This window comes from Candidatus Methylarchaceae archaeon HK02M2, assembly GCA_024256165.1.
Classification (GTDB): Archaea; Thermoproteota; Nitrososphaeria; order Nitrososphaerales; family JACAEJ01; genus HK02M2.
Map to the genome: position 1 here is coordinate 1 of JAKLZG010000038.1, position 8,138 is coordinate 8,138.

Here is an 8,138-nt window from a genome sequence, read left to right on the forward strand (position 1 = left end):
GCTAGTGATGTAGCATAGGGAACAAGGTATCCGATCTTTATCTGATTTTTACCTATATTTCTCATCATAACACCTCCGGACTATAAGGTGGAAGTATCTTAATATATACATGATGCGTATATAATGAGTGTATGTATATATTATAAATACAGATCTTTAGAGAGAATCTCTTTCCCCAAGTTTTAAAATTTAACATAAGAGAGTTTCTTGTATTTAAATTCGAGTTCTATTAAAATTCAATTTCACTAAGCCCTACTTTCTTCATATAAGAAATTTAAGGAGTAAGTCTAGACCGATCTCTGGGAAAAAGAGTAACCTCTCGAATATTCTCTTGCCCTGTCAATACCATGATCAATCTCTCTAGGCCGAGACCAAAGCCTGCATGTGGCGGCATACCATAATCAAAGATTCTCAAATGATATTCAAAGAGCTTTGGTTCTAGACCCTGCTCCTTCAACCTCTTAATCAAAATCCTCTTGGAGCTAATCCTCGAGCCTCCTGATGCCAATTCTATTGAACCGTGCATAAAATCGAATGATTCGGAAATATCTTGCTTTAGATCTTTAGGTTTAATGTAAAAAGGTTTCATAAATGTGGGCCAATCTGTGATGAAATAGAATTCAGGTATAATTTCGCCCAAAATCTTTAGTGTTTGTGTAGATAGATCATCACCCCTTTCCAGTATTATATCTTCCTTTTTCAAAATCTTAAGTACATCATCATAAGTGATATGTTTGAAAGGTAATTTAGGGACTATTAGCTTATTTCCCAATAGTTCAATTTCACTACTGCAGTTTTTACGTACTTTATTAACTGTATAATAAATTATTTGCTCAATAAGTTTCATCGCATCTTCATAAGATACGAATGCTTCCTCAACATCGATCGATATCACTTCGCTCAAGTGTCTCAGTGTACGTGATTCCTCAGCCCTAAAGATGGGTCCTATTTCGAAGACTTTTTCAAAAGGTATGATTAGTTGCTCCTTATAAAGCTGAGGACTTTGGGCCAAAAATGCTTCTTTGTTATAATATAATAGAGGGAATAGAGCTGCACCTCCTTCAGTAGCTGTAGCTATTATCTTTGGTGTATTCACCTCAATATAGCCTTCTTTTATGAAAAAATCCCTTACTGCTGTTAATGCTGTATGCTTTATTTTAAATATGGCTTGGGCTTTTGGTCTTCTCAAATCTACCACACGGATATCCAAGCGTTTATCGATACTTGCCATTTTTCCCCCGAATAAACTGAATGGAGGTTGTCGTCGAGCGGAGCTCAAGATGCGCAAATCTTCAGGGATTATCTCAGCGCCGTGAGGAGCTTTATCTATACTTTTAACAACACCTTTTACGCCTATACTAGAGTGCTCACGGATATTCTCTGCCTTCTTTAGAATTGAGTTGGAAGTTTTGCCCTTATGCATTGTAATTTGTACGATTCCTTCTTTATCGTGGAGAATCCAAAAAGTTATACCGCCTTGCTCACGTTTACTAGCTAACCATCCGAAAACTGTAACTCTTTTTCCATCTAGATTTGGAGTAATTTCTACAGAGTAATGAGTTCTTCTCCATTCTTTTAATTTATCTAGCTTTCTCATAGTTACCCCGAATCTTATTTCTGAAGTAAAGTAAAAGACGTTTTATATAATTATATTCTTGGTTAAAGAACTCAATTTCTTATTCTTAAAAACAATGAAAAAACAACCCAGTAGATCGATTACATAACCTTAATCTAACTTCTTCAAGGCAGATCTTCCAGATAGAACTTCGTAAGCTATCCACATTTTGAGCACCTGTACGCGGGGCAGTCCAGGTATTCGTTGAAGTCGTGATATTCAATCGTGCCTATGCTACAGCATTTTATGTAGACCCTCCCAGACTAACCATTTATTTAAAAATGCTCAAAGAATTTTTAGTACAACTATCTCCACCTACAAAACCTGCAAAATCGTAATGATTTTGGAAGGCTTTTGTAAGCATGTCGATCGCAATCAATATATCTCCTACTTATCGCCTACATATTTAAATACCTAATCTTGCTATGAATGACTTATGGGAGCAGGTTATAAAACAAAACTATCTATTGGCCGAAAAGGATCCCATTCTCTAAGAACAACCGTTCCTGAGTTTATCGTTGCTCAATTTGGCTTGAAGGCTGGAGAATTTTTAGATTGGTCCATAGAGGCTAGGAACGGGGATTTGATAATAGTAGTCAGAAAGGCTATGTAGAAATAAAAGGCATTGATCGTATGTTCATCATTGAGTTCTTGAAAAAATGCTCTTAAAGTCCATATATTTTATTGTATAATCTCATGGATTTTTCATTCTGTTTTTGGTGAATATCATGATCCTATAAGTATGGTTCATGATATTTGTTAATTGGATCATAAAAATGTTTATTTAACTTAGCGATCCTTCAGCCTTCTTCTCATGGTGATTGTCGGATTAAGCGAGGCCCTCCTATCCATCGAGCTAGTTCTATTGATCGTAACAATCTACCTGCTACTCACCAGTATCAAAGAGGCGAGAGGAAGGTCTCACTTAATAGAACAACTCATGCAGGCCACAAGGACATTCAGCAGGGCTGAGTATTTTATCGCAGTCTTAGAAGCGGTCGGTGAATCCACCAGTTACATTAGTGCAACCGTGACTGGAACTGCCCCAAAAGAAGATGAAGAAGAGACCATCGAGAGGCTCCTGGGAAATTTTTCTAGGGCCTCGAAAACAGGCGTCAAGTTGAAATTCCTCCTCCCCAAGGATCCAACTCGTCTTAACATGGGTTATAGGTATAAAAGCGTAGGGGGCGATGTAAGGTACAATTCTTCTATTTTAGTCAGTGACCTGAGGTATATGATTATAGACGGCCGTGTAACTGTCATGGGCTTTCCCGAAAGGAGAGGAGCTGATGTGCCCACTCGTAAGGGCTATAAGATATATTCGGAAGGAGTGTCTCTCATATTCAAAGAGAGATTCGAGAATCTATGGGATGACCCCTCATCAATAGATTACGATTCATATCTTGAGAAGACTATGAAAGAGGCAGTTGCTAATACCCCTGGAATTTCTGATGAGCTTTTAGCTTCCCTTTTAGAGCTACCTATAGGAGAGATTAGTAGAAAAGGTGTTTAAACTGTTCAATTACAAATTAAAAAATAAGGTCTTCTCTCAAACTTCCTCTTCAAGGCTATAATGTTCCTTACATACTCTCATGACATCGTAATAGTAAAGGTAGAGACCTTTCCTTTTAACTCGATTGTAATATGCGCAATCTAGACATACTATAGCTCCGCAAACTTGACACACATCCCATCCAAACCTGACACCTCTCCCACTCTTGTGCCACTGCAAGCCTTTATCCTTGGCTAGTAAAACCCTGCCACAGTCACTACATGTCACTTCCTTTTCGTAAGTTCCCTTATTTTTTGAAACCATAAATAATCATCACTTTCAGATTAGCCACCGATCAATTCCAGAGGATCTCGAGCCATTACGTGTATTAATTCAGACGATGTCACTATGCCGACCAACTTTTCGTCTTCGATCACAGGGAGCCTACTGATCTTCAACCGAGTCATTATTCTAGCAACCTCTTTTAAGTGGAAGTCTGGATTTATTACAGTTAGAGGCTCAGACATATATTCCTTGACTTTGATCTCCTCCAGTTTGAGCCTTTTGAGGATTATTTTAGATAGCAGGTCCCTCTCTGTGAAGATTCCTAGTGGCTTGTCTCGAGTTGTGACTATAAGGCTCCCTACATGCTTCTCCCCCATTATCCTACATGCTTCGGCTACACTCTCTTCGGCATCTATCGTAAGGACTTCTCTTATCATGACTTCTCTTACTTTCACCAAGATCGAATGCTTATTTGATAAAATAATAATTCATATAAATATTCTTTCGGTCTTCTTAAAAAGGAATTTTGCTCACAACATATGCCAAGTTAGGGATGAGGTTCTTGATCGCTATCCTCCTCATTTACAAAGAGCTAAGTAAGATAAAATGAAGAAAAATATAGTGTAGGGACCAACGATTCCGGTCCCGATGGGTCTGGGAGACAGATTTTAGTAGAACTATCCGTTACACTTGTTATTTAGGTATCAATTTTAGACCCCAAAGAGGCGTTTAGGGAATCATAAGAGGTCATAGAATATAATAAAATTATGCTCTGGATTCCCTTATATTCTTGTATCGGAGATTATAAATTCTATGAGCAGTTCGGATGCCTTTTCTCAAATAGTAAAGTCTAGAAGGAGTATTAAAAAGTTAAAGCCTAATTGTATCTCAAGAGATTTAATAGAAGAGATGATTGATATAGCAACAAGTGCACCATCAGCACATAATGCCCAACCTTGGCGGTTTATCGTGATAACTGATCAAGATTTGAAGGTTAACCTTGCTAAGGCAATGACTCAATCTTGGCTAAAGGATCTAGTAAAGGATGGAGTATCCAAGATGGAAATAGTGAACCTTTTAGAATCTTCAAAAAGGCGCACACTTAATGCTTCAGTTTTGATTCTAGTATGTCTCACAATGGAAGACATGGATAAGTATAACGATAAAAGGAGGAATGTTGAATACATCATGGCTGTCCAGTCTGTCTCAGCAGCTATACAAAACCTTCTGTTAGCGTTTCATATGAAAGGTTGGGGAGCTTGCTGGCGTTGCGCACCTCTTTTTTGCATGGAAGTTGTTAGGGAAGTTCTTAACATTCCAGACAGTTTCTTTCCACAAGCGATTATAGAGATTGGTTATCCTATGGAGAAGCCTAAAATGCCTCCAAGAAAGCCATTAAAAGACGTAGTTCGATTCAATGGATGGGGCTAATGAATGATAACTTCATTAGCAGGTGGTGTGGGCGCTGCAAAATTTCTTGATGGTCTTGTTAGAGTAGTAAAAGGAGAAGACATCTCAATAATTGTTAACACAGGTGACGATATCGAGCTTTATGGGTTGCATATATCCCCAGACATAGATATCGTAATTTATACTCTAGCATGTATAGTCGATGATAAAAAAGGAGGGGGGATCAAAGGAGATACTTTTAATTGTTTAGGGAAACTTAAGAAATTCGGTTATGAGACATGGTTTAAACTGGGTGATAAAGACCTTGCTACACACATTAACCGCTCTATACTCTTAAAAAAAGGGTTGAAACTCTCAGAGGTAACTGATAGAGAGTGCAAGGTTCTAGGTGTTAAAGCAAAGATAATTCCTATGACAGATGATGATGTTAAGACGATTGTTATCACAGATAAAGGTGAAATACACTTTCAAGAATACATGGTTAAAAGTAAAACACAAGAAAGGGTTTTGCAAATTAGATTTAAAGGTGTTACGAAGGCTAAACCAGCCCCTGGTGTAATTAATTCTATTAAAAAAGCTAGAATAATTATCATCTGTCCAAGTAACCCTATAGTTAGTATAGGCACTATCCTTTCTATCCAAGAAATAAGAGAGAGTTTGAAAGATACAAAAGCTAAGGTCATAGGAATAAGCCCCTTGATCGCAGGCAAAACAGTAAAAGGTCCTGCGGATAAGTTAATGAATAGCTTAGGGATGGAAGTTTCTGCATATGGAGTAGCAAAGCTTTATCAAGACTTTTTGGATGCATTTGTAATCGACATTGCAGATAAAAACCTTAAAGAAAGAATAGAATCTTTAGGTATTAAGGTCTTTGTGACAGATACCATAATGAAGGGGTTGAAGAATAAGGAAGAGTTAGCAAAATTTACATTGGAGGCGATATGAATTTAAAACTGACTATGTAGTCATACCTGTTAAGGGCTTAAAGGACGCGAAGAAAAGGCTAGAGGGGGTTTTAAAACCTCAGGAAAAGTCTGTGCTCTGTTTGTTTATGCTAAGAGATGTTCTAAATGCAGTTAAAATTTCTAAATATGTGGAGAGAGTAATAGTTATAAGTTGTGATCAAAGAGTTCTAGAATTTGCAAAAAAAAGTAGAGTATTAAATTTCAATGAGGGTACTCAAAAGGGTTTAAACTCTGCTATAAAGCAAGTAACAAGTGTCTGTAAAGATAAAGGAGCTGAATCTATTCTTATCCTGCCTGTAGATATCCCTCTTGTAAAAACTAAGGATATAGACAATATGATAAGAGAAAGTCATAAACCAAAATCAATAGTAATTACCCCATCCTTAGATGAGAAAGGAACAAATGCACTTTTAATGAAGCCACCGACTGTAATAAAGCCAAGTTTTGGTCTTAACAGTTTTCAAGTTCATATAGATGAAGCGAAGGCAAAAAATATCCCATGCACAATTTGTAGATTGCCCAGGATAGCTTTAGATTTAGACACACCAAAGGACATAGCCACATTCCTTAAGATAGGAGATGGAACCGAAACCTACAATTATATGGTCAAAATCGGTCTAATTAATAGAGTTCGTAAGTTCAAAGTTCCGTCCAAACCTATTTTAATAGAATAACACAATTCCAAAGAGCACTCAATAACTGTTACATTCTTATCATCTAAAAAGATCCTTTGCATATGGTCTAATAAGTAAACGGGCTGATCCTTCTCTCATAAGATATCGGTAACCTCTTATTATTGCTAATGGTGTCATCCCAACTTTACCCATTACAAGTTCTGCTGCTGAAGCTAGCTCATCTGCTACAGCTATAGAGGTAACTTTGAGCTGATAACCATACATATCTTTAATTCCTCGATAATCTAGAAGTGGTTCCAATCCAGCAACGCCTATAGCTATATTTGTCTGACCTTCTCTCCAAGGTCTCCCGAAAGTATCTGATATTATCACTGCAATATCCACTTTTGCTCTTTGCTTTATCTCAGCTCTGATAGTCTTAGCAGACATATCAGGATCGATTGGCAAGAGAGAGGCCATTCCACTTTCAATATTTGATCTATCGACTCCTGCATTGGCGCAAATAAATCCATGCTTAGTCTCAGCTATGATTATTCCTCGGTCCATTCTAACAATCCTCTTAGACTCTTGAAGAACAACTTCTACAAGTCGAGGGTCTTTTTCGCCACTTATCATTAAAGCGAATTCCGAAGGTGTTATTTTTTCTAAATTTACAAGCCGTCCCTCAGCCTTGGAGACTATCTTATGAGTCACGACTAGTATATCTTCATCTAAAATAGTTATGCCTTGGCTCTGGATTGCATCGATAATCAGATTTGATACATTGTCTCCGGGCTTGACTTCAGGGATTCCTTTAATTCCTATAATCGTTATATTTGATGACATCTTCTAATCATTTCACAGACAACATTAAAATAACCTTTTATAAATTCTGAAATTATATGATATTATGAGAGAAAGGTAGTTTGAAGGTGGAATTTTGGAAAGATCAATTAAAGAAAAACATTTGTACAATTGAGGAGTTAAAAGAAAACATCCCTTTAGATAAGAAAGAAGAAGATATTTTAAAGAAAATTTCTCTAAGACATCCAATAAATATTACAAGGCATTACTTATCTTTAATAGATGTTGAAGATAAAGATGACCCCCTGAGAAAAATCTTAGTTCCTTCAATTTTTGAATTGTCTAGGAAAGGGTCATATGATACAAGCGGAGAGAAAAAGAATGTAAAAGTCACAGGTCTCCAACATAAATATGACCAAACAGCTCTTATTTTAACAACAAATTACTGCGCTTCATATTGTAGGTTCTGCTTTAGAAGAAGATTGATTGGCGTATCAAATAAAGAAGTTCTCTCAGAATTGGATTCAGTTATCAAATATATCAGTGAACATAAGGAGATAAACAACGTTCTTCTTAGTGGGGGAGATACACTAACATTAGAAAATAATATTATTAAAGAATACTTAGAACGATTAACGGAAATAGACCATTTAAAATACATCAGGATTGGGTCCAGAGTACCTATCGTCTTCCCTTCTAGGATAATCGGTGATAATAGTTTACTAGAAATCCTTAAAGAGTCTACATTGAAAAAAAGAGTCCATATTGTGACCCATTTCATCCATCCTAGAGAGATTACTCCTAAATCAACAGAAGCCTTTAATAAATTGTTAAATTGTGGTTTAATAGTTCATAACCAAACAGTGTTATTAAAAAAGATAAACGACAATCCAAACGTTTTAGCAGATATATTAAACAAATTAGTAAGCATCGGAGTCAATCCATATTATGTT

10 protein-coding genes are annotated in these 8,138 nt (G+C 36.6%); 6 read left to right on the forward strand and 4 right to left on the reverse strand.

The features are described 5' to 3' along the window. Positions 1-274 precede the first annotated feature (274 nt). Positions 275-1,597 carry an aspartate--tRNA(Asn) ligase gene (gene aspS, locus L6N96_03115; GenBank protein MCP8323152.1) on the reverse strand — a complete coding sequence of 441 codons (1,323 nt, stop codon included), beginning with the start codon at positions 1,595-1,597 and terminating at the stop codon, positions 275-277. A 454-nt stretch (positions 1,598-2,051) separates the two neighbouring features. Between aspS and L6N96_03120 the strand changes: the two genes are divergently transcribed. Together L6N96_03120 and L6N96_03125 are read left to right on the forward strand one after the other, a co-directional pair. Beyond that, the gene (locus tag L6N96_03120; protein ID MCP8323153.1) at positions 2,052-2,228 is read left to right on the forward strand and encodes a hypothetical protein; all 177 of its coding nucleotides are present in this window, start codon (positions 2,052-2,054) and stop codon (positions 2,226-2,228) included. A 327-nt stretch (positions 2,229-2,555) separates the two neighbouring features. Continuing rightward, complete coding sequence (locus L6N96_03125; protein MCP8323154.1) at positions 2,556-3,128, forward strand: hypothetical protein; 573 nt, start codon at positions 2,556-2,558, stop codon at positions 3,126-3,128. Between the two features lie 36 nt (positions 3,129-3,164). On the opposite strand, the gene L6N96_03130 is transcribed toward L6N96_03125, so the two are convergent. Then, positions 3,165-3,431, reverse strand: a complete 267-nt coding sequence (locus L6N96_03130; GenBank protein ID MCP8323155.1) for a hypothetical protein — start codon at positions 3,429-3,431, stop codon at positions 3,165-3,167. A gap of 20 nt (positions 3,432-3,451) precedes the next feature. After that, on the reverse strand, positions 3,452-3,847 hold the full coding sequence (locus L6N96_03135) for a CBS domain-containing protein (GenBank protein MCP8323156.1): 396 nt from the start codon (positions 3,845-3,847) through the stop codon (positions 3,452-3,454). Between the two features lie 358 nt (positions 3,848-4,205). On the opposite strand from L6N96_03135, the gene L6N96_03140 reads away from it, so the two are divergent. Genes L6N96_03140 through cofC form a run of 3 tightly spaced genes read left to right on the forward strand, consistent with a single transcriptional unit; the run spans position 4,206 to position 6,441 of the window. Beyond that, positions 4,206-4,823: a nitroreductase family protein gene (locus L6N96_03140; GenBank protein MCP8323157.1), complete on the forward strand. Its 618-nt coding sequence runs from the start codon at positions 4,206-4,208 to the stop codon at positions 4,821-4,823. Positions 4,824-4,826: 3 nt separating this feature from the next. Further along, positions 4,827-5,747 (forward strand): 2-phospho-L-lactate transferase, encoded by a 921-nt coding sequence (gene cofD / locus L6N96_03145; GenBank protein ID MCP8323158.1) that lies wholly within the window; start codon positions 4,827-4,829, stop codon positions 5,745-5,747. A 22-nt stretch (positions 5,748-5,769) separates the two neighbouring features. Further along, positions 5,770-6,441, forward strand: coding sequence for a 2-phospho-L-lactate guanylyltransferase (cofC, locus tag L6N96_03150; protein ID MCP8323159.1), 672 nt, complete (start codon positions 5,770-5,772; stop codon positions 6,439-6,441). 39 nt (positions 6,442-6,480) lie between these two features. Here cofC and cofE read toward each other — a convergent pair whose 3' ends face one another. Beyond that, the gene (gene cofE / locus L6N96_03155) at positions 6,481-7,227 is read right to left on the reverse strand and encodes a coenzyme F420-0:L-glutamate ligase (GenBank protein MCP8323160.1); all 747 of its coding nucleotides are present in this window, start codon (positions 7,225-7,227) and stop codon (positions 6,481-6,483) included. An 86-nt stretch (positions 7,228-7,313) separates the two neighbouring features. Here cofE and L6N96_03160 point away from each other — a divergent pair. Continuing rightward, positions 7,314-8,138 (forward strand): KamA family radical SAM protein (locus L6N96_03160; protein MCP8323161.1); only part of this gene is annotated, 825 nt, incomplete at its 3' end.